This window comes from Haladaptatus rarus (genome assembly GCF_054177585.1).
In genome coordinates, this window is sequence record NZ_JBPEHG010000015.1 from 13579 (window position 1) to 34728 (window position 21150).

Annotated in this window: 22 protein-coding genes and 1 pseudogene; 11 read left to right on the forward strand and 12 right to left on the reverse strand. The window is 57.2% G+C overall.

The genetic code is table 11. The features are described 5' to 3' along the window. Positions 1-76: 76 nt before the first annotated feature. Both ACR3FE_RS22365 and ACR3FE_RS22370 read right to left on the reverse strand, forming a co-directional pair. Entirely contained in the window at positions 77-1522 is a 1446-nt protein-coding gene (locus tag ACR3FE_RS22365) for an FAD-binding oxidoreductase (protein WP_458209930.1), read from the reverse strand. Positions 1523-1647: 125 nt separating this feature from the next. Beyond that, positions 1648-2472: a helix-turn-helix transcriptional regulator gene (locus tag ACR3FE_RS22370; protein ID WP_458209932.1), complete on the reverse strand. Its 825-nt coding sequence runs from the start codon at positions 2470-2472 to the stop codon at positions 1648-1650. A gap of 426 nt (positions 2473-2898) precedes the next feature. On the opposite strand from ACR3FE_RS22370, the gene ACR3FE_RS22375 reads away from it, so the two are divergent. From ACR3FE_RS22375 to ACR3FE_RS22385, 3 genes and pseudogenes are all read left to right on the forward strand, one after another. Next, positions 2899-3270 (forward strand): Hsp20/alpha crystallin family protein, encoded by a 372-nt coding sequence (locus ACR3FE_RS22375; RefSeq protein ID WP_458209934.1) that lies wholly within the window; start codon positions 2899-2901, stop codon positions 3268-3270. Between the two features lie 75 nt (positions 3271-3345). Continuing rightward, a pseudogene (locus tag ACR3FE_RS22380) lies at positions 3346-4976 on the forward strand (AAA family ATPase). Between the two features lie 425 nt (positions 4977-5401). Further along, the gene (locus ACR3FE_RS22385) at positions 5402-5740 is read left to right on the forward strand and encodes a hypothetical protein (protein WP_458209935.1); all 339 of its coding nucleotides are present in this window, start codon (positions 5402-5404) and stop codon (positions 5738-5740) included. A gap of 320 nt (positions 5741-6060) precedes the next feature. Here ACR3FE_RS22385 and ACR3FE_RS22390 read toward each other — a convergent pair whose 3' ends face one another. Both ACR3FE_RS22390 and ACR3FE_RS22395 read right to left on the reverse strand, forming a co-directional pair. Then, complete coding sequence (locus ACR3FE_RS22390) at positions 6061-6957, reverse strand: ABC transporter permease (protein ID WP_458209937.1); 897 nt, start codon at positions 6955-6957, stop codon at positions 6061-6063. Further along, positions 6954-7910 (reverse strand): ABC transporter ATP-binding protein, encoded by a 957-nt coding sequence (locus tag ACR3FE_RS22395; RefSeq protein ID WP_458209938.1) that lies wholly within the window; start codon positions 7908-7910, stop codon positions 6954-6956. The genes ACR3FE_RS22390 and ACR3FE_RS22395 overlap by 4 nt, the downstream gene beginning before the upstream one ends. A gap of 547 nt (positions 7911-8457) precedes the next feature. Here ACR3FE_RS22395 and ACR3FE_RS22400 point away from each other — a divergent pair. Beyond that, a complete protein-coding gene (locus ACR3FE_RS22400) occupies positions 8458-9096 on the forward strand; it encodes a helix-turn-helix domain-containing protein (RefSeq protein WP_458209939.1) in 639 nt (212 codons plus the stop codon). 48 nt (positions 9097-9144) lie between these two features. Here ACR3FE_RS22400 and ACR3FE_RS22405 read toward each other — a convergent pair whose 3' ends face one another. Continuing rightward, positions 9145-9720, reverse strand: coding sequence for a DUF4149 domain-containing protein (locus ACR3FE_RS22405; RefSeq protein WP_458209941.1), 576 nt, complete (start codon positions 9718-9720; stop codon positions 9145-9147). Positions 9721-9781: 61 nt separating this feature from the next. Between ACR3FE_RS22405 and ACR3FE_RS22410 the strand changes: the two genes are divergently transcribed. Then, positions 9782-9964 (forward strand): DUF7553 family protein, encoded by a 183-nt coding sequence (locus ACR3FE_RS22410; RefSeq protein WP_458209942.1) that lies wholly within the window; start codon positions 9782-9784, stop codon positions 9962-9964. 358 nt (positions 9965-10322) lie between these two features. Here the strand turns inward: ACR3FE_RS22410 and ACR3FE_RS22415 are convergent, their stop codons facing one another. Continuing rightward, positions 10323-10739 (reverse strand): helix-turn-helix domain-containing protein, encoded by a 417-nt coding sequence (locus tag ACR3FE_RS22415; RefSeq protein WP_458209943.1) that lies wholly within the window; start codon positions 10737-10739, stop codon positions 10323-10325. Positions 10740-10970: 231 nt separating this feature from the next. Then, the gene (locus ACR3FE_RS22420; RefSeq protein WP_458209945.1) at positions 10971-11609 is read right to left on the reverse strand and encodes a helix-turn-helix domain-containing protein; all 639 of its coding nucleotides are present in this window, start codon (positions 11607-11609) and stop codon (positions 10971-10973) included. Positions 11610-11857: 248 nt separating this feature from the next. On the opposite strand from ACR3FE_RS22420, the gene ACR3FE_RS22425 reads away from it, so the two are divergent. Both ACR3FE_RS22425 and ACR3FE_RS22430 read left to right on the forward strand, forming a co-directional pair. Beyond that, positions 11858-12004: a DUF7560 family zinc ribbon protein gene (locus ACR3FE_RS22425; RefSeq protein WP_458209947.1), complete on the forward strand. Its 147-nt coding sequence runs from the start codon at positions 11858-11860 to the stop codon at positions 12002-12004. 154 nt (positions 12005-12158) lie between these two features. Further along, positions 12159-12635, forward strand: a complete 477-nt coding sequence (locus ACR3FE_RS22430; RefSeq protein WP_458209949.1) for a pyridoxamine 5'-phosphate oxidase family protein — start codon at positions 12159-12161, stop codon at positions 12633-12635. 49 nt (positions 12636-12684) lie between these two features. Here ACR3FE_RS22430 and ACR3FE_RS22435 read toward each other — a convergent pair whose 3' ends face one another. Further along, positions 12685-12822, reverse strand: a complete 138-nt coding sequence (locus tag ACR3FE_RS22435; RefSeq protein WP_458209951.1) for a DUF7560 family zinc ribbon protein — start codon at positions 12820-12822, stop codon at positions 12685-12687. 115 nt (positions 12823-12937) lie between these two features. Then, positions 12938-14161: an inorganic phosphate transporter gene (locus ACR3FE_RS22440; protein WP_458209952.1), complete on the reverse strand. Its 1224-nt coding sequence runs from the start codon at positions 14159-14161 to the stop codon at positions 12938-12940. Between the two features lie 180 nt (positions 14162-14341). Here ACR3FE_RS22440 and ACR3FE_RS22445 point away from each other — a divergent pair, with 180 nt between their 5' ends. Further along, entirely contained in the window at positions 14342-14569 is a 228-nt protein-coding gene (locus tag ACR3FE_RS22445; protein ID WP_458209953.1) for a hypothetical protein, read from the forward strand. A gap of 78 nt (positions 14570-14647) precedes the next feature. Here ACR3FE_RS22445 and ACR3FE_RS22450 read toward each other — a convergent pair whose 3' ends face one another. Next, on the reverse strand, positions 14648-15595 hold the full coding sequence (locus ACR3FE_RS22450; protein WP_458209955.1) for a hypothetical protein: 948 nt from the start codon (positions 15593-15595) through the stop codon (positions 14648-14650). 294 nt (positions 15596-15889) lie between these two features. Here ACR3FE_RS22450 and ACR3FE_RS22455 point away from each other — a divergent pair, with 294 nt between their 5' ends. Next, positions 15890-16462: a metal-dependent hydrolase gene (locus tag ACR3FE_RS22455; RefSeq protein ID WP_458209956.1), complete on the forward strand. Its 573-nt coding sequence runs from the start codon at positions 15890-15892 to the stop codon at positions 16460-16462. A 61-nt stretch (positions 16463-16523) separates the two neighbouring features. Here the strand turns inward: ACR3FE_RS22455 and ACR3FE_RS22460 are convergent, their stop codons facing one another. Continuing rightward, a complete protein-coding gene (locus ACR3FE_RS22460) occupies positions 16524-16679 on the reverse strand; it encodes a hypothetical protein (RefSeq protein WP_458209957.1) in 156 nt (51 codons plus the stop codon). A gap of 166 nt (positions 16680-16845) precedes the next feature. Between ACR3FE_RS22460 and ACR3FE_RS22465 the strand changes: the two genes are divergently transcribed. Then, the gene (locus ACR3FE_RS22465) at positions 16846-18246 is read left to right on the forward strand and encodes an FAD-binding oxidoreductase (protein ID WP_458210082.1); all 1401 of its coding nucleotides are present in this window, start codon (positions 16846-16848) and stop codon (positions 18244-18246) included. Positions 18247-18702: 456 nt separating this feature from the next. Continuing rightward, complete coding sequence (locus ACR3FE_RS22470) at positions 18703-20430, forward strand: cation:proton antiporter (protein ID WP_458209958.1); 1728 nt, start codon at positions 18703-18705, stop codon at positions 20428-20430. A 116-nt stretch (positions 20431-20546) separates the two neighbouring features. Here the strand turns inward: ACR3FE_RS22470 and ACR3FE_RS22475 are convergent, their stop codons facing one another. Beyond that, positions 20547-21101 (reverse strand): nitrous oxide reductase accessory protein NosL, encoded by a 555-nt coding sequence (locus tag ACR3FE_RS22475; RefSeq protein WP_458209960.1) that lies wholly within the window; start codon positions 21099-21101, stop codon positions 20547-20549. Between the last annotated feature and the right edge of the window lie 49 nt (positions 21102-21150).

The following is a 21150-nucleotide window of genomic DNA, read 5'->3' on the forward strand; positions in this document are numbered from 1 at the left end:
CTCTGCGGGAAGCTTGTCCACGCTTTTCTACAGGCTGAAAAGGGGGAGTACCTCGGGGGCTCGACCCCGACCCAGTTCACTGCCCTCCGTTTCGAGCGTTCGGACTGATGTTCCGGTTCGAACGGAACACGTTGTCTGGGTCGTACCTCGTCTTGATCTCAACCAGGCGGTCGAGGTTGGCACTGTACATCGCCTGGATGCGTTCATCGTCCTCGTCGGCGGTCTGGAAGTTGACGTAATTACCGCCGGTCGAATAGGGTCGGAATCGTTCCCATGCATCGCGAACCCACTGCTTGAACGCTTCCGCGTCGGGTTCGTCCGGCTCCCACTGGGCGATTGCACCGTACGCAAATCGAGTGTCACGGTTGCCGACGACCCCGTCGTCCTCGTCGAACTCGTTGAGGGCACCGCCGATGTGCAAGAAGCCGAGCTGCGCCTCCGGGATGGGGCACTCGGCGGCTAGCTCCCGCATGGTCGACAGGAGTTCCTCGCTCAACTCGGCGGCGAACTCGGTCTTCCAGTAGTAGTGGTTGCCCTTGGGCTCGGTCGCGTCGAGATAGGACTGCACCTGGGTGTACGGCTGTTCCTGAAGCAGATCCACGACGGGGTCGCCCAGTGCTCGAATCGGGGCGAGTACCTCGTCGACGTCACCCATATCGCCGGTGTAACAGACGGCCATGGCGCAGATGCGCTTGCCGTGCCACTGCTCGGGCACGAACGGGGCCGGTGGCGCCCGAAGAAGGTGCAGAAATACGGTCAGCTTCCGTGGTGCTTCGGCGGTGATCTCCCGATAGGCGGCGAGGATCTCGTCGGCTCGTTCGAACGGCCAGGCGATGAGTCCGCCGTAGACGGTCGGGCCCACCTCGTGCAGGCGGTAAGTGAACGACGTGACGACACCGAAGTTGTGCCCAGCACCACGGATCGCCCAGAAGAGATCTTCGTTCGCCTCGCGGCTGGCCCGCCTGACCGTGCCGTCGGCGGTGACGAGTTCGACTTCGAGCAGGTTGTCGACCGTCCAGCCGAACCGCCGAGTCAGGTAGCCGAAACCACCACCGAGCGTCAGTCCAGCGATACCGGTTTCCGAGATGAAGCCCAATGGCGTGGCCAGTCCGTGGAGTTGGGTCTCTCGGTCGACGTCTGCGAGGAGGCAGCCGGCCTGAGCCGTCACGGTTCGTGCCTCGGGGTCGACGAGCACCCCCCGGAGCTGGGCCATATCGATGGTGAGGCCGCCGTCGACCAGTGCGGTGCCGGCGATGTTATGGCCCCCGCCTTTCACCGAGAGTGCGAGGTCGTGCTCGCGGGCGAAGTTGATGGCGGTCACGACGTCGGCGGTGCCTGTCGGCTGTACGACCAGTGCTGGCGTCTTCTCGATCATCCCGTTCCAGAGGCGCACGGCCTCCTCGAATCCGTCGTCTGCAGGGGAGAGCAGCGGGCCGCGCAGACGCTGGCTGAAGGCCTCGACGGTCTCCTGGATCATCGTGGTCGGTGGGCCGTCGCGTGTAGTAATGGTAGTCTGGGCCATGACTCATCGATGTCCACTACGCACCAGGTGAACCTGTAGATGCCTCGTGAAACATTTCACGGCGTGAAAGGCGGCTTCTGCAGGCGGAGCAGGCCGAGTGCATCGGGGCGTGACCCCGAGGCGGTTCACGTGGTAAGTTCTGAGGAGACGAGTGTGTCGAATGCCTGTGGCTCGACCAGTCTCGCTTCTTGGCGGACACGCTCGAACGTGGAGATGGCCCACTTGCGGGCTTCCGGTGCGTCCGTATCGATCACGGCTGTTAGTGCCCCGGTCTCGATATCGTGACAGCAAATACCGACTCGATCGTCGACGATGCCGAGACCGCACCGGTTCCCGTCGGGGAGGTTTTCGTGGACGAAAACGGTGCAGTTCTCACGGGTAGCGGCCTCCATGATTCGCTCGGGGTTCCAGGCGACGGTTCCCTCGAGAGCGGTCGGCGAGTACACGTACTCCAGTTCCATTCCGTCGAGGACTGCTTGGCAGACCGTCTCGTTGTTGATCGACTTGAAGACGATACTGTCGAATCCGCGCATCCGACTGGTTCCCTGGATGAGCTGTGTGAGCCGTTCGACGGGTTCGTATGGGTACCCTGGCCCGGGATACGAGACAACCGCATCGGCGAACAGGTCGGCACTGAACCCGTCCATCTCCCGTGGCAGCCACCGCCAGACGTCGCGCAACTTGCCTTCGATTTTCATGGCATCGCGGAGATCGAGAAATCGGTTGGCGACGAACTCGCCCAACCGAGTCAGTTCGTACGTCGAGCCGTCGCGGACGATCCATCGCCGATCTTCGAAGTCGGTGAGGATGCGCCCCATGGTCGGTGAGGAGGCACCCGTCGCGGCCCGAAGCTCCGCTCGCTCACGAGGAGTGTCGGTCAGTGCTTCGAGCACCCCAACACGGTGGCTCGACCTCGCGATGAATTCGATGGCTTCGATGGCGGACTCCATAGTCTAGATACGGGGGCAAAATTATATATCCGATGGTGGGACGTCGTGCCGGATACAGTGGGGAGGTCACTACCACTTCCAAGGAGATGAAGGGTCACATCTCGGATTTTGTCGAACCCTGACCGACATAGCGCTATCCAACCAGGCGGTTCCGGTGTTAACTCTCTTCCTCGGGAGCGACGACCGCAACAACGCCGAGTAACGGTTCCTCTTCCGGGCCGGTTCCACCCTGAAGGTCGGAGAACGTTCCGATGAGTTCGAAGTCACACGACGAAAGCAGGGACTCTCATCGACGGAATGTTCCAGGATTGGCAGTAGGTCGGCCGCCGTTTCGGACTATATATTTCTAGACAAATATAAGAAATATGTGGGAATTTTTATAATGAACCGTTATTATAGAACAACTTGGACACAAGGTGATGAGCAATGGCCCTACCAACTGGTCCAACAAGTTCGTGGTTCCAAGGTACTGACATCCCAAGCCGACTGTTCGAAACCGGAAGCAACGACTACGAACTGTACGAAGAAGACGGTGAATTCGTCCTCAGTGTCGAGATGCCGGGCTTCGATCCCGAGGAGATCGACGTCGCGTGGGACGAGGGCATCCTCAACATCGCAGCGGAGCACGAAGACGATCAGCGTGGTCAACGGAAAACGTACCACCGTCGGTTCCGCTTCCCGAAAGACGTCGACGACGATCAGATTACGGCCCGGTATAACAACGGGATTCTCGAAGTCCGGCTGCCGGTCACGACGGGCGCGACGGTCAGTGGAAAGCAGATCGAAATCCAGAGCTGACGTTCGTGGAGTTCCGTCCGTTTCGTGAGCACCGTTCGACGATCGTTTTTTCAATGCGTAACCGAGGTGAGTGCCATGCGTCTTACTGTCAAACAGCTCAAGAACCGAGACCCAGGAAGCGGCCTGGCTGTTATCGACCGTGAAGCATTACAGGAATTAGGTGTCAGCGGCGGTGATTTCGTCGCCATCGAAGGCCGTGACGGGGGACGTACAGTCGCCCGTGTTTGGCCGAGTGACACGAGCGACGCGGGGAAGGGAATCATTCGGATCGATGGCCAACTTCGCCAGGCCGCGAACGTCAGTATCGATGATCGAGTCCGCGTCGAGAAAACGGACGTTGAGCCCGCAGATCGCATCACAGTTGCACTCCCACAGTCCCTCCGAATCCGGGGTGACCTTCGCTCACACATCCGGGATGCACTTGCTGACCAAGCGGTGACTACGGGCCAGACGGTTGCGTTCCCGCTCGGCTTCGGCATGTTTTCTCGCCGATCTGGCCGTCGCATCCCTGTGAAGATCGTCGAAATGGAACCGAGGGACACTGTTGTCGTGCAAAACACAACCAACGTTGTGATTGCCGACCAGAGCGCTGAAGAGGTGTCTGTCGATGTCGGCGAATCTGCGGAGTCGGCCACGCCCACCGTTACGTACGAAGACATCGGCGGCTTGGACAAGGAGCTCGACCAGGTTCGTGAGATGATTGAACTGCCGATGCGTCACCCCGAACTGTTCCAGACTCTTGGAATCGACCCATCCAAGGGCGTGTTGCTGCATGGGCCACTGGGCACCGGGAAGACCTTGATGGCGAAGGCCGTCGCCAACGAGATCGACGCCTACTTCCAGACCATCTCCGGGGCCGGAGATCATGTCGAAATGTTATGGTGAGTCCGAAGAGCGACTCCGCGAGACGATCGAGTGGCCGCTGCAACAAGCTGACGCCTACGAACGGGACCCTCTCTCTCACTCCGGCGAAAGGTGTGTTACTCCATGGCCCGCCGGGCACCGGGAAGACGCTGTTGGCGAAGGCCGTTGCAAACGAGGCTGACTCGAACTTCATCTCGATCAAGGGCCCGGAGCTGTTCAATAAGTACGTCGGAGAGTCTGAAAAGGGAGTCCGTGAAGTGTTCTCAAAGGCCCGTGAGAACGCACCCACGGTCGTCTTCTTCGACGAGATCGACTCCATTGCGACAGAGCGTGGCCGGGGAGTTGGTGATTCGAACGTCGGCGAACGTGTTGTCTCGCAGTTGTTGACCGAATTGGATGGCCTTGAAGAACTCGAAGACGTCGTCGTTATCGCAGCGACGAACAGACCGGATCTCATCGACGATGCGCTCTTACGTCCTGGTCGACTTGATCGACACATTTCCGTCGCTCAGCCGGATGAGGAGGCACGGCGTGAGATATCCCACGTCCACACTCGCGATCGACCGTTAGCCGATGATGTCGACGTAGATGATCTGGCTGAGCAGACCGATGGCTATATCCGTGCAGACATCGAAGCGCTCTGCCGCGAATCGGCCCAAATCACCGTTCGCGAACATGTCCAAGCAGAAGCAGCCGGTGAGGAGTCCGCCGTCGAGGAGATCGAACTCACTGGAAACCATTTCGAGCAAGCACTCGAAGAATTTGAACCACAGGGCGCGACTCGATCTGGAACTGAGGATAACCAACCACTCGTCGCTGAACACGACGGCGATAAAGGATAGAACCCAAACTTGCTGACGCCCGGGACTGACAGAAAATTTGAATATTGTCCATCGACTCATCATCCGACCAACTAATGGGTTCGGTCATGTCATATTATTCTATGTGAACATATAACACACTCAGGGTTGTATCTCCGTCGATCAACGAGGGCTATCTTTGACCGGCACTGTCTAGATAAGGGAAATCGAGCGACAGCGATACGGTTGGCAAGGTTTTCTGCACCGTTCATCGGTGACATATTCTAGAAAATAAGATTGGTTGTACTGTGAGAAGCTAGAATTCGACAGCTTTAGCAAATATGTCATACCGATGGCTAACATTGATTTGTTAGCTGCGTCCGGTAGAGACCGTGAAACACTGCTCTACAACAGAATCGCTTAACTAGACAGTGCCCTTTGACCCTAATGATCAGTGGAGGAGAACAATGCAGAAAAACCGCCATATACAAGCGTTTGCCCTCTTGAAAGGGTTCCTACGAATCGTTCTGTGGCTCGGAATCGGGGTGATTGGCGTCGGAATCGTTATCATCGTTCCCTTGGCTGTGATCATCGTAGCTATCGGTGTGCTCAGTAAAGCGACTCCCAGCGAGGCCTCGCTTATGATGATAGGCATCATCATATTCACTGTCGGCTTTTGGAGTCTCGTATGGTGGTTCGATAAAAGCGGCATTGCCCGCTGGCACGAGAACGAAATAGAAACGATCGAAGCCGATTTCGAAGCGTCGGACGGAGAAATAGAATCAGATTCATGGAGGAGGTCATAGAACTCTTGTCATACCGTGATGACCGTGTGGGGGTGAGCAGGAGGACTGAGAGGATCAAGACAAGAGTTGCACGCTGTTCGTCTTTTGGTCGGTGTGGTTCGATAACGAATCCACACCTGCAAGATATGGCGAACCATCATCCCTACCAGTGCACGGTTTCTGCTCACTGGTTCGGTATACGGTTCCTGTTGGACAGTGCATTCGATTGGTTCCCCGCCGCAGAGTGGTCGCACGCAGCGGACATCGAATGCTCTCGCTGGCCAAAGTTAGCCAATCCTTATCCGCGGAGCCACACTTTGGACGTGATGTTTCCTCGAAAATCATCCGATATCTGAATTCTCGAACCGCCAGTAGCCGATAGCAACGGGGATAAGTGCCCACGCAATCAGGACGACGACCGAGAACCAGTCTTCCAAATAGAACGGGATCTCACCTACGATACGATTAGCGAGTTCGAGTTGCTTGAGCGGCGTGGTGGCGGGAACGTCTTCAAGAGGGAACTCGGGAACTTCGTTCACCCGCCGGTCAAGAACAGTGCTAGTCAGGACGCGGTATGCTTCAAGGGGATTGAGTCGCTTCAGCAAGAAGTACCAGGGCTCGGCTTGCATTCCCGGGAGCGTCCCGGTGACCAGATAATACAGTCCGACAGCTACTGGCTTCCAGAAAAACACCATTCCCATAAACGAGCCGATCGTGAGTGCCATTGCCCGTCCTCGGGTCGATGCCGTGGCTGACCCGCCAACAGCAAGCCCGGTGAACGTCAGCCCAACCAACACACCTGTGGCGACGAATCCCACGAACGTCGTGATATCAGGGGTGCCGTACAATACTCCAACGAGGATACTAGCGACGGCGAATCCAATGGTCAGCGCAGTGCCAGTGATTAGTGCTCGTCCGACGAGTTTTCCAGCCACGATGTCGAACCGGGAGAATGGGTAGCTCAGTAAGATTCGGAGACTTCCGGACTGACGCTCGCCGACCACGGACAGGTAGCCAGCGACCAATGCGATGCCCGGAATGAAAAGCTGTGAGAGCATCGCGACGCCCACTAATGCCATCGTGGCTGTAACGGTCACAGGGTCTGGGAAGAGTTGTTCGGCGGAGAGTAATGCCATCGTCAGAAAGGCGATGAAGACGAAAATGAACCCCCAGAGCATCTTCGAGCGAACAGCGTCCTCGAAGTCCTTCCGAGCCACGGCCGCCCACGTGACCGTCATACCGATACCTCCCGACCGGCAGCGTATTCGTCCGCCTCTTCGGGAACGCTTCCATCCGTCGTATATGCCCTGAATACGTCCTCCAAGGTCACCTTCGCAGAGTCGATATCGAGAATATCGACACCAGTGTTCGTGAGTCGGGTAACAACGTTTGCTTTCGCACGTGCGTCGGCGCACTCGACTCGGAGGATGCCGTCCGCCAGTTGCACTGCGGTGACACCCTCGATGTCGGAAATATCCGTGTCGATATCGCCGGTGACACGGAGGCGTAGCTCGGAGCCAGCGCCGACGGTTTTTCGCAACCCCTCGACCGTGTCGACGGCCACGAGCTCCCCTTCAGAAAGGATGCCGACCCGGTCACAGATTGCCTCGACCTGTCCGAGGATGTGGCTGGAGAAAAACACCGTCGTCCCGTCGTCGGCTGCCTCGCGAACGAGTTCGCGCATCTGGTGAATCCCGTGCGGGTCAAGTCCGGACGAAGGTTCGTCGAGTATCAGCAGGTCGGGGTCGCCCACCAGTGCCATCCCCAGCGCAAGTCGTTGTTGCATGCCTTTCGAGTAGTCTCCGACTGCGCGGACAGCATCACGGTTGGCCACCCCGACTCGATCCAATACCGCATCTGGGGTCGTGGTGGCATCTTTCCACTCGATCGCAAACTCGAGATGTCTCAGTCCTGTGAGCCGGTCGTAGAGACCGAACCCCTCCGGAAGCACCCCGATGTGTTTTCGGAGCGCTTCTGACTCCTTGTGGGCGTCCATCCCCAGTATCGTCGCGGTTCCCGTAGTCGGGCGAACGTAGTCCAAGAGCATATTGATCGTCGTGGACTTTCCGGCACCGTTTGGACCGAGAAACCCGAATATCTCGCCCTCCGCGACGTGTAAGTCGAGGCTATCAACGGCGACGACATCGTCGTCGAAGCGTTTGGTCAGGTTGTCAGTTCGGATGGCAGTCATCGCAGTAGCTGTACCGGGACGAGTGCCAAAGGTTGTCCTCCGAAGATGCTGGGACGATTTATAGAATTGCAGGCGAGAAAACCTACGACTTCAGTCGTGGGACGAATCGCCGTCATCGGTTTCAAACACTGAAATCAATAGATTTGAGTGCCCTCACCACGTATCTGGGTTTGTCGATTCGATGGTTTCCCATCGGATTCTGACAGTCCGAAAATTGGCAGTTGACTCGGTGTTTGCCTTACCAAATAAGTAAGCCCTCGGACACGCAGACCGACACAAAACAAGCAGGTACCTCCGAGTCTTTCCCAGGATAGGAGTAACGGGGGCGTGGCACTCCCATCGGCGCGTCGGGTCGAAAACCCGAGGTTCCCAAACCAACGCAACCGGGCGTGGGAAGCCCACGACTTCAGTCGTGGGAGGATGTCACAACCTATCCAGTCGAAGCGACATTGGACACTCGATTTTGTAGCCCGTTGGCAAGCATATCTCTGCCCAGTATCTTGGGCACAATGTTTTATTAGAGGTCGATCGATTACCGAGCTAGACCATGCGTGAAGCCCACGTCACATTCAGCGACTCGGAATTCGAGGCGATGGGCATCGAGAAGCTCGTATCACTCTGTCGTGAGGCGGGACTCAGTGAGTTTACCGAGTTAGTGTGCCATGGCGATGGGGCTGTCGTGCAGGTGAACGTCGAGACGCCACTCGAGAAAGACATGCTCTCGTCGCTGGAGTGCGTTACTGGGTGGGAATACGTCGCCAAATCAGGTGATACCTGGGTCTACGTTATTGCATTTACTGCACCAGAACTCCCCGAGTGTATCGCTGATCGAATGGACGACCTCGTCGGCACCTGTGATCCAGTCGTGAGCGACCGTGGTGCCACCCTGTCGTTCGTCGGAACCCATGACGCCATTTCTGGCACCGTTAGCGAGTACGAGGCTGCCGGGGTTTCGCTGGATCTCCAGAAACTCAGCACGTACGAGGGAAGTGCACGACCGATAGATCAACTTACTGACCGCCAGCGTCAGGTGATCCAGACCGCTTACGACATGGGGTACTACGAAGTGCCGCGAGCAGTGACGACCGCGGACATCGCCGCCAAACTGGATATCGATCCATCGACGGTTGCCGAGCATCTGCAACGTGCCGAGCGAAATCTGCTCAGCTATCACCTCCGAACGTGAACCCTCTCGGCCATTTTTCACCCGCAATACACGAGCATGTCTCGAATCTTAGAGACGGAGATTCGCCATCACGAAGATGATGAGGAGTTGGAGAAGACCCTGCACGCCACCGAGTTTCGCATTCCGCATCCCAATCCGGGAGATCGTATTTACGTCCGGTGTTTCCGAGACGATCTCACGGTAGATTTTCACCTCGCCAGGGAGGATGATCCCAAATCCGATGATCGATAGTAGCGTCGCGATTCCGAGTGCAGCGAGTAGCCAGTGGTATGACAGATCCCAGTATCCGAAACCCTTCGCGAGCTGAATCCCGGCCGTGATGGTGACGGCGGCGAGCGCCGGCATCAGGAACGTCATCTTCGGTGTGAATTTCTTGCACACGTTCGCTCGCTCTTTCGGACTCAGACTCCCAAGAACGGGCCCGAGCACTGCCCCCATGAAGACATCGACACCCGTCCAGAGCGCCCCGGCCATTATATGGACGTAGAATAGTGCCCGGAGGTTCCCAACCGTCAGTGAAAAGCCTAGTGCAGCAATCGGAATGACAACCGCTCCGATGGCGAATGCCGGGTTCGCCTGCGACGTTATCCCACTGGGTCCACGCTTCTTGTCTACCGTTGTCATACACCATTCTGACTCTGTCAATCTATAATATTTATCATATGAGTTAGTACGATCGTGTTTATTGACGACAAACTGGAATACGTCGCAAGAAAGCGACGAACCCGACAACAAAGCTGAGCAGTTCAACGAGATCGAGGAGAAACTGCGAGAGTTGATGGACGAGACCAGTGACAGAGTCGAGAATCAACTTGGAAATGCACACAACGAGTTGGACGCCTACCGACGAAACCACGATTTTGCGTGACAACCCTCTCTGATGAGAACGAAGGCGGCCGATTCTCAGTAACAGGAGAACCGGCCACAGCTTCGACCGTCAACCGATCGGAAGGGTGATGGGCGTGTTGGGAGATGATTTCCGCAACTGACGACAGGCATGGAGGCAGTACCTCCGTGGCGTATTGTGCAACCATTCCGTGTCGGTCAACTACCCCTGTCGGGGCGTATTGACCGTCGGCTTTCGTCATAGTGTAAGTACTGATTAGACAGGGTCGTCTGTTAGATTATTCCGGAATTCTACCGATATATCTAGTAAATTTCATACTACTTCTGTAATTGTGCTCGACTTGTCGGCTATTTGTGCTCGACCGTTCTTGGCTGACCGATTACCATCCGCTAGCTAGTAACGAGTTGGGGTGCTGGTTCGAAGGATTGCAGTACGAGATCGTCACCGTGAGGCCGTCGTCGGAATCGACCGAAATCACCACGTCGTCGACACGCGTGAAGTATTCGCTGGTGTGTTTGCCCGACCGGCGGAGGCGGGTCGCTTCCTGGAGGAGCCCGACGTCGGTGAGGATACCGAGTTTCCGGTACGTGGTCGAGAGCGGGACGTCACACGCTTCGGAAATTTCGCTCGCAGAGAGAGAGTCGTCGTCGGTCACTTCGAGGATAGTACGGCAGTCAGCGTCTTCAAGCGTGCTGAGGAGCGTTTGTACATCGTCCGCAGCGGAAACGACCGTCTTGTCGGTTGGGTATTTCTCGTGTGCTTGTGTCCTGACCGCGCTCATCGAAGATTGGCTCATACACTATCGTAACGGTGCTACTGCAACCAGTGTGCACCACTGATATCGGGGGTAGTTTATATACTCTGGTCGAAAACAGCCGTGAGACAGCCTGTAACGTGAGATAACGACTCACACGGCTTCGTGCGATATTCACATATCCATGGTGAATCGACGGTGACGTGAGAAGGATGACCAGGGCTTTCCGTACGGTGACGTAGGGGATGGTTCGGAGCGAAACGTGGGCGACGGTCAGAGGACGTCTTCGAAAATCTTGGCCTGTGCCGTCACCAGATGTTCGGTGAACGTCGATTGCGAGATGCCGAGTTCCGCCGCGATCTCCGTGGCGTTCGCTCGCTTCGGTCGTTCGAAATAGCCCATCTCGAACGCGGCTTGCAGGACTTCGAGTTGTCGATCCGTGAGTTTCCCTCGATTGACGAACACCCTATCGTCCGGTGTCCCTTCGAGTGGTGGTTGAAGCAGGCGCTGTACGTCTACCGAATCGTATCGTTCCCGGAACTCGGCCATCACGTCCTGCAACTGGGTGAAATCCTCCGCGTGAAATACGAGCGTTAGATCACCGTCTGTTGCGGTGTAGCGGTGGACGGGACAGCCGAATTGGCCGAGACATTCACACGGACAGCGTACCCCACCATCGTGAGCGATTCGATACAGATTCTCCGACCCGTAGGAGAAAACCGGCTCTCTGTCTACGTCGTCAGGGAGTCGGTCGACGGCGACCAGAAACTCGGAGACGCTTCCTGCCGAACCGGAAAGCGAGACGCTCGACGAGACCTGATCGATCATCGTGTCCGCAGTTTTCGAGAACTTTGCGAGCGGACACTCCCCCGGCGAATCGAATTTCACCGTCGCTCGTATCCCGGACGACATTGGTATCGGTCATTGGTTTCTGTTTGGGCATCTTTAGCGTACTGGTGGCCGGTTCGTCAGGGGTGGTGGCCGGTTCATCGATGGTCTTGTGCGCGTGTACGCGCAGGACACAAACCGCAACACGATATCCGAAAATCGAATCACTGCATCCGAATCTTTGCATTCAGTCTGCGAGGTGAGCAGGTTGTTCTCACCCGGTTGGAAATAGGAGAGTTCATTTATCAGGTACCGTCGTACTACAAACCAAGATGAGTAGCACCGAGAACTACACCTTCGTCTGTCCGAAATGCACCGAGTCCATCACGGTCGACACCGAGATGAGGGCTGCCCTCATCGACAACGGCTGTGTGATCTGCGGGAGTACCGTTTCGTCGTACGGCTTCACACCCGACTGAGATAACCTCCGAATCTATCGACCGTTCGACTGGCGGTCGATAGTACCGCTTCGACATTTTGTCTCCTTTATCTCCGAAGTGTGAATTATAATGAAAGAATCCGTCGAAGTGGGAATAGTTTAAGGTCGAACACACGCTCGGTGAATGTACGACTATGCCACTCGCCCAGGAAACTGCGATGACGGAGTCGGAAACCGATGACTTCCTCGGAAGTCACGAGACCGGCGTCTTATCTCTCGCGCAGGCTGAAGAGCCGTATGCTATCCCTATCTCGTATGGATACGACCCCGACGAACGAACGTTTTTCATGCGGCTCGTCTCCACACCCGATAGTGAGAAACGACAGTTTCTCGCGTCCTCACCACGAGCACGTCTCGTCGTGTACGACGAGACGGATGGTGAAGCAGGTACGAAGTCGACCTACCGGAGTGTCGTCGCGGTTGGCTCGTTAGAGGAGATCGCTCCCGAAGAGCTGACGGTCGACCATATCGAGCAGTACGGTTCCGCGAAGCGACCGCTCTTCGAGATCTGGGGTCGGTCGAAACAGAATCTCGACATCCAACTCTACGAGTTCGAACCAGTCGAGTTGAGCGGCCGTCGAACCGAAGTCGACCGCGAAGCAGACGAGTAACGAACGAGAAAGAACTGCAGATGGCGTCACGTCCGGCACGCAGCGGCTTCTAAGACGGCAAGAAGTTGTCCGAACTGACAGTGGCTCCACAGACGGGACAACCATGTGTCAGTGTGGCCTCCCGCATCGGGCCATTGATATCGATCTGTTGCCCACATTCTGGGCAGGTGAACTCGTATTCTTTCATGGCGTATCCAATGTATCCGTCCTTATAGGACTAGTTGCTAGTATCGGGGTAATGAGTTCCTCCCGGATATATGGGGTGGTTTAAGTTCTCGCTGTCTTCCGCCCAGATATCCTCTTTAACTGAACAGCGGAACGAACCGGAATAGAAGGTAGGCGGCGACCGTCGAAATTCCCGGAACGATGTTCTGCATCGTGATGACACGGGCGGTCGTCCATGGTTCGTAGAGTGCGTCTACATCCGGGAGGGTCTCACCTGCTCTACTCGCCGCCGATGGCCGCGAACTCGCCGTTTCCGTCTCACCCTCACCGCCCGCACCGACCACTGGCGTGTCCTCGGCGTCGACTGCCAGTGCGCCAGCAGAGACGCTCGGTGGCCCTTCCTCTACCATCTTGGAACGGTCGGTGTACTTGATGATGCGCGTTGCGCGCCCCCAGCCGAGACCGACGATACTCATCGTCGAGACGATGACGATACTGGCAGGAATGCCGAGTTTCGAAAGGATGGCGATGATCGTCGAACTCACGACCGCGACGATCAGTGCCGCGAGCAGTGGCATCTCGGTGAGTTCGTTCCCCATGGTATCGATGGTGCGCCGAGCGATGGTGAACGCACCGAGTGCGATAGCGCCTCCGGCGATGAGGATGCCGCTGTTCATGCCGACAGCGCCGTTACCGACGAGTGGGGCGACGGCGTTCGCCATATTCGATGCACCGGCCGAGAAAGCGGTATAACAGCCGACAGCGACTACCAGGAAGGTACCAACGAATTCCCGAGTGGTCGTGTTCGGGCCGAGGGCTGGTCGTGGAATCCGACCCGTGTGGTCGAGTTGCAGGAGCGTTCCTTCCGTCTGCGTGACCGCAAACCATTCGAGGAGCGTGGGGTACCAGTACCGACCGATGATCGCACTCACCCAGAAGGCGATCACGGGGGAGACGAGCCACCACGAGACGATTCGTCGCATCACGTCCCAGTTCAGTGCCCCGGTGGCGAGGCCGAGTCCGGCGATGGTTCCGACGCCCGTCATCGACGTCGAGGCAGGAACGCCGACGATGTTCGAGAGAAACAGCGATAACCCAATGAAAAAGAGCACTGCGATACTCGCTTCCAACGTGAAATACGCCGACGGGACGATCCGGCCTCCCATCGTCTCGATGACGTTCCGCCCGACGGTCCATCCACCGAGGAGCGCACACATACTCATGAGAATTGCAGCCCCGAGTTTCGAGATGGTTCGACTTCCGACCGCCGGCCCGAACGCAACACCCGTGTTAGACCCGCCGACGTTGAATCCGACGAAGATAGCGACAGCGAGACCGATAAGAATGAGGAGTTCTGCCATAGTTTGAAAAAGCCATCCCGTCTTAAATAGCTCATTGTCGATTCGGTGTCATCGCCCAGTGAACGAATCAATTTCCCACGATTGGTGTCTTCTGGCGTCGCCATCCGTTCCGATTCGTTCGCCAAGTAGTTTGTGAACCGGACAAAAGAATTAGCGTCACGCGCTTCGAACGATGTCCCGATGCCGAGCACCCGGGAAGATCTGCTTCAGCAACTAAACGAACTCCAGGCAGTCCACGGTGTCGATTCCGAAACACGAGCAGTCATCGGTTCCCTCACGGAGACGATTCGAACCCTCGGGGAGGAGATCGATGACCTTCAACAGCGGGTTACGGAGTTAGAAGACGCGCTCGACGAGGACGAACGACGGAAACGAACATGGTATTCGGAGCGTGAAACATCGAAATAATCGGTGACCAACCACACAGGTCGTAGATAAACGGTCGAAAACGTAGTTCGGTCAGACGCTTCGAGAACGATCGACAAATCAGTTTTCCCACCACATCGCTACGCGGGAGTACATACTCGGCCCCGCGATCAGGATTCCCCCGGCTCCGAGCACCAAGAGTGCGAGTACATCTCCGATCGTCCATTCGATGCCCGGATTACTACCATCTCCACCATCCGGGAGGTCGACTCCCCCGGCGACGGTTTTTGAATCTGTGGTCGACGTCGCTGGTGCCGTGGACGATCCTCGTTCGGTTCCCGTCTTCGTCGCGTGAACCGTTCCCGTCGTATTCGTGGTAGTCGGCGTGGCAGTCGATGACGGCAGTACCGAAGTCGCCGTTGACGTTGTCGTCGTCGTTCGTGGTGATGGCGTCTCCGTCGCCGTAGTTGTCGGTGAGACTGTGGTTGTACTGGTCGTCGGTGGTGTAGTCGCAGTTGTCGACGTCGTCGAAGTTGGCGGTGGTGTCGTAGAGGTTGTCGGTGTTGCTGTGGTAGTCGTCGTCGATGTGGTGGTCGAAGTTGTAGTGGTCGGTGCCGGAGTCGTGGTCGTCGTTTCGGTCGTTGTCGTTTCCGTCGTTGTACTGGTTGCAGTGGTCGTTTCAGTCGCGGTTTGGGTTCCTTCACACCCCGGATATCGTGGATTGTCGTACCGCTGGTCTGCGGTCTTGGATTCGATGGTGATCGCCGTCAGTGGTTTTCCGCTATCGTCCTCGGTGCCACGAACGACGTGGCTCCCCGGTGGAAGTCGAAACTGCTGATGGCCGCCGTCGGGGAAGTGCAGAATCGCCGTGACGGTGGTGTTCGTTTCTATCGTCGCCTGATAACACTGGAACGTGACGTCCGTTTCCTCTCCGACAGTCGTCGGTGGCATTCGTGCGTCACCAGTGCTCCCCGTGAAGGGGTCGAAACTTCCGGTGAGGAGAAGTCCCGCGATGAGCAAGAGTGTCAGTATCCGAGTCGGTGATGAAAGTACACGGCGTGGGGACATGGCTCACTATCCACCCCTTTTTTGTAATGGTTAATGTCGTTTCCGATTCTCCCAAAAAAGTCTAAGTATACTACTATATTAGAAGTATTTTTATGATATAATGAGTAATACATTTAATAATGTTCAGAATCTATCTCTGTGATTTTCGAGGACTCTTCACTAGGTATAGCATGTGTTTTATTCGTTCGCCCACTAGGCGCGGGTGATGAGTGTTACTCATGTGGGTCGCAACCGACCCACCGCCCCTCCTCGCTCGTCCTGTCGCGATCGCGTGTTCTGGTCGGTGATGCGACCATGATGCCGTGGGGACACGCCGCCTTCGGATACGTCCTCTATTCGCTCGGTCACCGTCTCGTGACGCGACGCTCACCGACTGCTGTCGCCGTGGTAGCACTCCTGTTCGGCACGCAGGTACCTGATCTGGTCGACAAACCACTCTCGTGGGGACTGCATCTGTTTCCGCAGGGCTACTCCGTCGCTCATTCGGTGTTCGTTGCAGTACCGGTCGGCCTCCTCGTCCTCGCCGTTGCGGCCCTCAAACGCCGCTACACTATCGGGATCGCCTTTACCGTTGGTTACTGGTCGCATCTCCTCGGCGATATGCTCATGGCGATTCCGAAACGGAACGTCTCGCCCCTCGACCGGGTGTTCTGGCCCGTCATCACCCTTCCGCCATACGGCTATGAGACGACGCTGTTCGGTAGGGTAAATGACATCTTCGAGGCGTTCCTCTATTCGCTGTCGACAGAGCGGCAACTGTTCGTCCTCGGCATCTACGGGCTCCCGTATCTGCTCGTGTTCCTCCTCTGGCTCATCGACGGTGCACCGGGTGTTGCCGCACTTCGCCGAACGATAACGGGGGAGTGACGTCTCTTATCGAGCCGCTTCTTAAAAAAGAAGATTGGACGTGATGACTCAAGTCAGGAGCCTACTGCCACGCTTCGGTCGGTTCTTCTTCGGCGGGTTCGTTGTCCAACAACTGCGGTTTGCCGAGTGGCAACGAACCGAAGAGGGCGTAGTGGATTGCGAACGAGACTGCGACGATTGCGACGAGGATGGTCAGTCCACGCGTGATTCGACCCATGGGTGGGCGCACGGATAGCGGGAAAAAGAGTGCTTCGGTCGCGACAAAATCGAGGAGTTGTGGCGAGACTGATTCGGTGTCCCGAAATGGAGATTTATGCCATCGACATTCGGTATGTTGAATGCTAACAATCTACTTCTACCGACGGAACGATGGTGTGGTCGAGATGGAAATTCAAGACACGCCCGTAGATGAGGGTGCCGTTAGCGAACTGGAAGAGCAGCTTCGCGGCGAACTCCTCAGCTTCGACGGCCCCGGATACGACGAGGCACGCACGGTCTGGAACGGAATGATCGAACGGTATCCAGCCCTCATCGCTCGCTGCCGTGGGGTTGCTGACGTCATCGCAGCGGTCGACTTCGTCCGTGAGAACGACCTGCTGGTTTCCGTTCGTGGCGGTGGCCACCATATCGCCGGTAACGCGGTCTGTGACGATGGATTCATGATCGACCTCTCGCAGATGGATTCGGTTCGAGTCGATCCGGACGCGAAGACGGCCAGCGTCGGGCCCGGTGCCACGCTCGCCGATTTCGACCACGAAACACAGCAATTCGGGCTCGCAACGCCACTCGGCATCAACTCCACGACTGGCATCGCGGGACTCACCCTCGGTGGCGGTTTCGGATGGCTCACCCGGAAGTATGGGATGACCATCGACAACCTGCGGTCGGTCGACATCGTCACCGCAGACGGCAAACTTCGCCATGCTAGCGAGACGGAGAATCCCGACCTCTTCTGGGCTGTGCGGGGCGGGAGCGGCAACTTCGGTGTCGTGACGTCCTTCGAGTTCGACCTCCACGAGGTCGGTCCCGAGGTGCTCGCAGGCCCCATCGTCTACGCGGGCGAGGACGCGCCGGACGTCATCCGAAATCTGCGGGAGTTCAACGACGATGCCCCGGACGAGTCCTCTGTCTGGGCCATCCTCCGAAAGGCGCCGCCGCTTCCGTTCCTCCCTGCGGACGTTCATGGCGTGGGTGTCTGCATCGTCGTCGCGTTCTACGCGGGAGATATGGACGAGGGTGAGGAGGTGTTGGCACCGATTCGAGAGTACGGCGACCCGATCGCCGACGCGGTCGGCCCACACCAGTACGCGGAGTTCCAGCAGTCATTCGACCCATTGCTCACCGAAGGTGCGCGAAACTACTGGAAATCGCACAACTTCGACGGACTCTCGGACGAGGCCATCGACACCGCGATCGAGTACGCGGCGCACCTCCCGACATCGCTGTCCGAAATCTTCTTCGGCCAAGTCGGCGGCGAGATGGCGCGCGTTCCCGCCGACGCGACGGCGTATCCCCACCGCGATGCGACCTACGTGATGAACGTCCACACTCGCTGGGAGGATGCCGAAGATGACGATCGCTGTATCTCGTGGGCTCGTGAGTTCTACGACGCGATGGCACCGTACGCGTCCGGCGGCGTGTACGTGAACTTCGTCAGCGAGGAGGAAGGCCAGGAGACCAACGCCTACGGCGAGAACTACGACCGGTTGGTCGAACTGAAAGACGAGTACGATCCGACCAACCTGTTCCGCATGAACCAGAACGTCGCACCGAGCGCGGAGTGATCACCGAAATCGGTGACTCTCGTTTTTCTCGTCACTACCCATCATCGTGTGTGCTAATCTCAACCACAGTTTTTACAAAGGATGAGTAAAAATACTGTGACTGTCGGGCGGTAGCAAGTCCGGTGTTCGGTCGCGGTGCCAAGTCGGATGGGTTGTCCGGCGTGGAGGCAGAACACGTATCGAACGCACTACGTACATTGCAATTGCAACTGTTGGTCACGTCGTCTCGTGGGCTGCAGACGGGTGGCTCACTTCCCTGTATGCGGCGTGGCCAGTTCTCGCCCCTCGGTCGGTGGATATGATTCTAACTTGGATTCGACGTGTATGGATGATACGTCAATATCGTCAGCGGACGTGCAGTCAATCTGAGCGTAGCGACTAAGTCTCCAGTTAGTGGTGATTGTTAATATGGTGGGGTACCCGTCTCTTCTGATGATTATCGGAGGAGTCCAACCGATGGGGGAGACTGAAGCGCAACTTCTCAGGTTTCTCACCGTATTCACCATCGCAGGTGTCGTTGGCATATTTACCACGAGAGTCATTCGCATACCGTACACCGTTGGACTCCTCCTCGCTGGACTCACGATTTCACTTCTCGACCTCCCCTTGACGATACCACTTTCGGATACGTTCATTCTGCTCGTCATTCTCCCGACGTTGATATTCCAGAGTGCGATGAACATCGACACCGACCGCTTGCGGGATAACATCGTCCCCATCTTGATGCTGGCCGTGGTCGGCCTCATCCTGTCGGTGGTGATTGTCGGTGCCGTCGGTACATCCGTGTTCGGCTTCTCCGTCGTCGTCGCCCTTCTGCTTGGCGCGATAGCGATGCCGACCGATCCGGTTTCGGTAGTCGCGCTGTTCGAAGAACTCGGTGCGCCAGAACGGCTTTCGGTACTCGTCGAGGGTGAGAGCATCCTGAACGATGGCGTCGGCATCGTTCTCTACACAGTCCTCTTGTCGGTATTGCTCGAAGCAGGGTCCCAAGGAATCGCCGCCACTGCCATCGTCACGCCCACCCTTCTATTCAGGGATGTCGGGTTCGGCATCGTCATAGCGATGGTCGGCGGCACTCTCATCGGGGCTGTCGCCGGGTACGTCGCGTATCGTCTCCTCGTTCTCGTCGACGATCCGATGACTGGCATCGTATTCACTGTCGTGCTCGCCTACGGTGTGTATATACTCGCAGAACAACTCGAAGTCAGCGGCGTCATTGCCACGCTCGGCGCTGGTCTCGTCGTCGGAACTCAGGGAGCCAGCGACGAGGTGAGCGCACGAACGCGGTTGACGCTCGGGACCGTCTGGGCAAGTGCGGCGTTCATCGCGAACACAGTCATCTTCGTTGCGATCGGCATCGCTACCCCACTTGACCTGCTCACACAGTACGTTGAGGAGATTCTGGTCGCCGTCGTTCTCGTCTTTTTGGCGCGGGCCGTCGTCGTTTATCCACTGGTCGAGTTGATGAACAGGGCGCTTACGAACCCGATTTCCCGGTCATCCCAGCACGTCATGGTCTGGAGCGGAATCCATGCCTCCATCCCGATTGCACTTGTCCTCGGTCTTCCGGAGAGCCTTCCAGCAGGATTGCGGGAGGAACTTGCTGCAATCGTCTTCGGTGTCGCGGCGATCACCCTCGTCGTCAATGGCCTCACGATCGGGGAACTCATCGACCGTCTCGGAATCGTCACGACATCTCGGGGAGAACAGCAATACGAACTGCTGTTGGGTCGTCTGCACGGCATCGACGCTGCTCTCGTTGGCGCAAAGGAACTACACGAACGAGACGACATCCCGGAAGAGTTCTACGAACAGATCGTTTCGCAGTACACGACCCAGAAACGGCAGACGAATCGTAATCTCTCGAATCTGCTCGACGATCATCCCCACCTCCGCGAGAAAGAAGCACTCGCCGCCGAAGAGGAGATCGTTCGCCGTGAGATCCTCGGCATCAAGACGGCGATGGAACGGGGAATCGTCAGTGGCGATGTCGGCAACCAGCTCCTCGAAGAAACCGAACGAAGACTCGAACGTATCGTCGACGAGCGACACACACTCGATGACGATTCCGGGCACTACAACGGATCTATGTGGGAAGCGATGGATGCCGATCTCGACGCCGAAGCCGACTCACCGAAACCCTCGTCCGAGGACGAACGACCGGGTGATGATCCGAATTCGTGACGAAGAATCAAGTTCGCTGTCGACGAATGCTCGTAAGTGTGGGAAGGGCGAGGCACACTCGAAACGAATTTGAACGGTAGACTGTCTCACGATATCTGCATCGTACGTGAGGCGACTCAGTCGTACTTGGCAAGGAACTCACGATCGATGTCCGCGAACTCGACCCTCCGACCGCCGTGTTCGTCGATGAACAACTCTGCGTCGTCGGAATCGGAGAAGGGGATGAGATCCTTGCCCATCCCGCCGAAGACGTCGCTTCCTGCGACGTAGTTGACCTTCGATGCCAACGCGAACGTCTCCGGTGCAGTGTGCGTGCTGATGAACGTATCGTCATTACGAGTTTCGAGTTCGTAGTCGACACTGGAGTAATCGGTCACGTAGATCGCGACTGCCCGTCCGCCGTGCCGTTCGCGCTCGAAGTGATACGGGAACATGCTCGCGGCGAGCGTATGAAACCACGCCGGATCGTCGGGGCCATGGGGAGAGTGCTCTGCATAGAAGATCTGCCCGTTCGGGCCGAAATGCTCGCCGATTATCATCCCGCCCATGTCATCCTGCTTCCCGCCCGAAAGGTCGACCGGCTCAGGTACCGCTTCCGCTGCCTCGGCCTGATTGTCCTCTTCTCTGCCGAGACAACCTGCCAAGACGCCAGTTACACTGATACCGGCCATCCCTATAACGCTGCGTCTGGTGAGTCTGTCTCGGGGTCGGTGTTCGGTC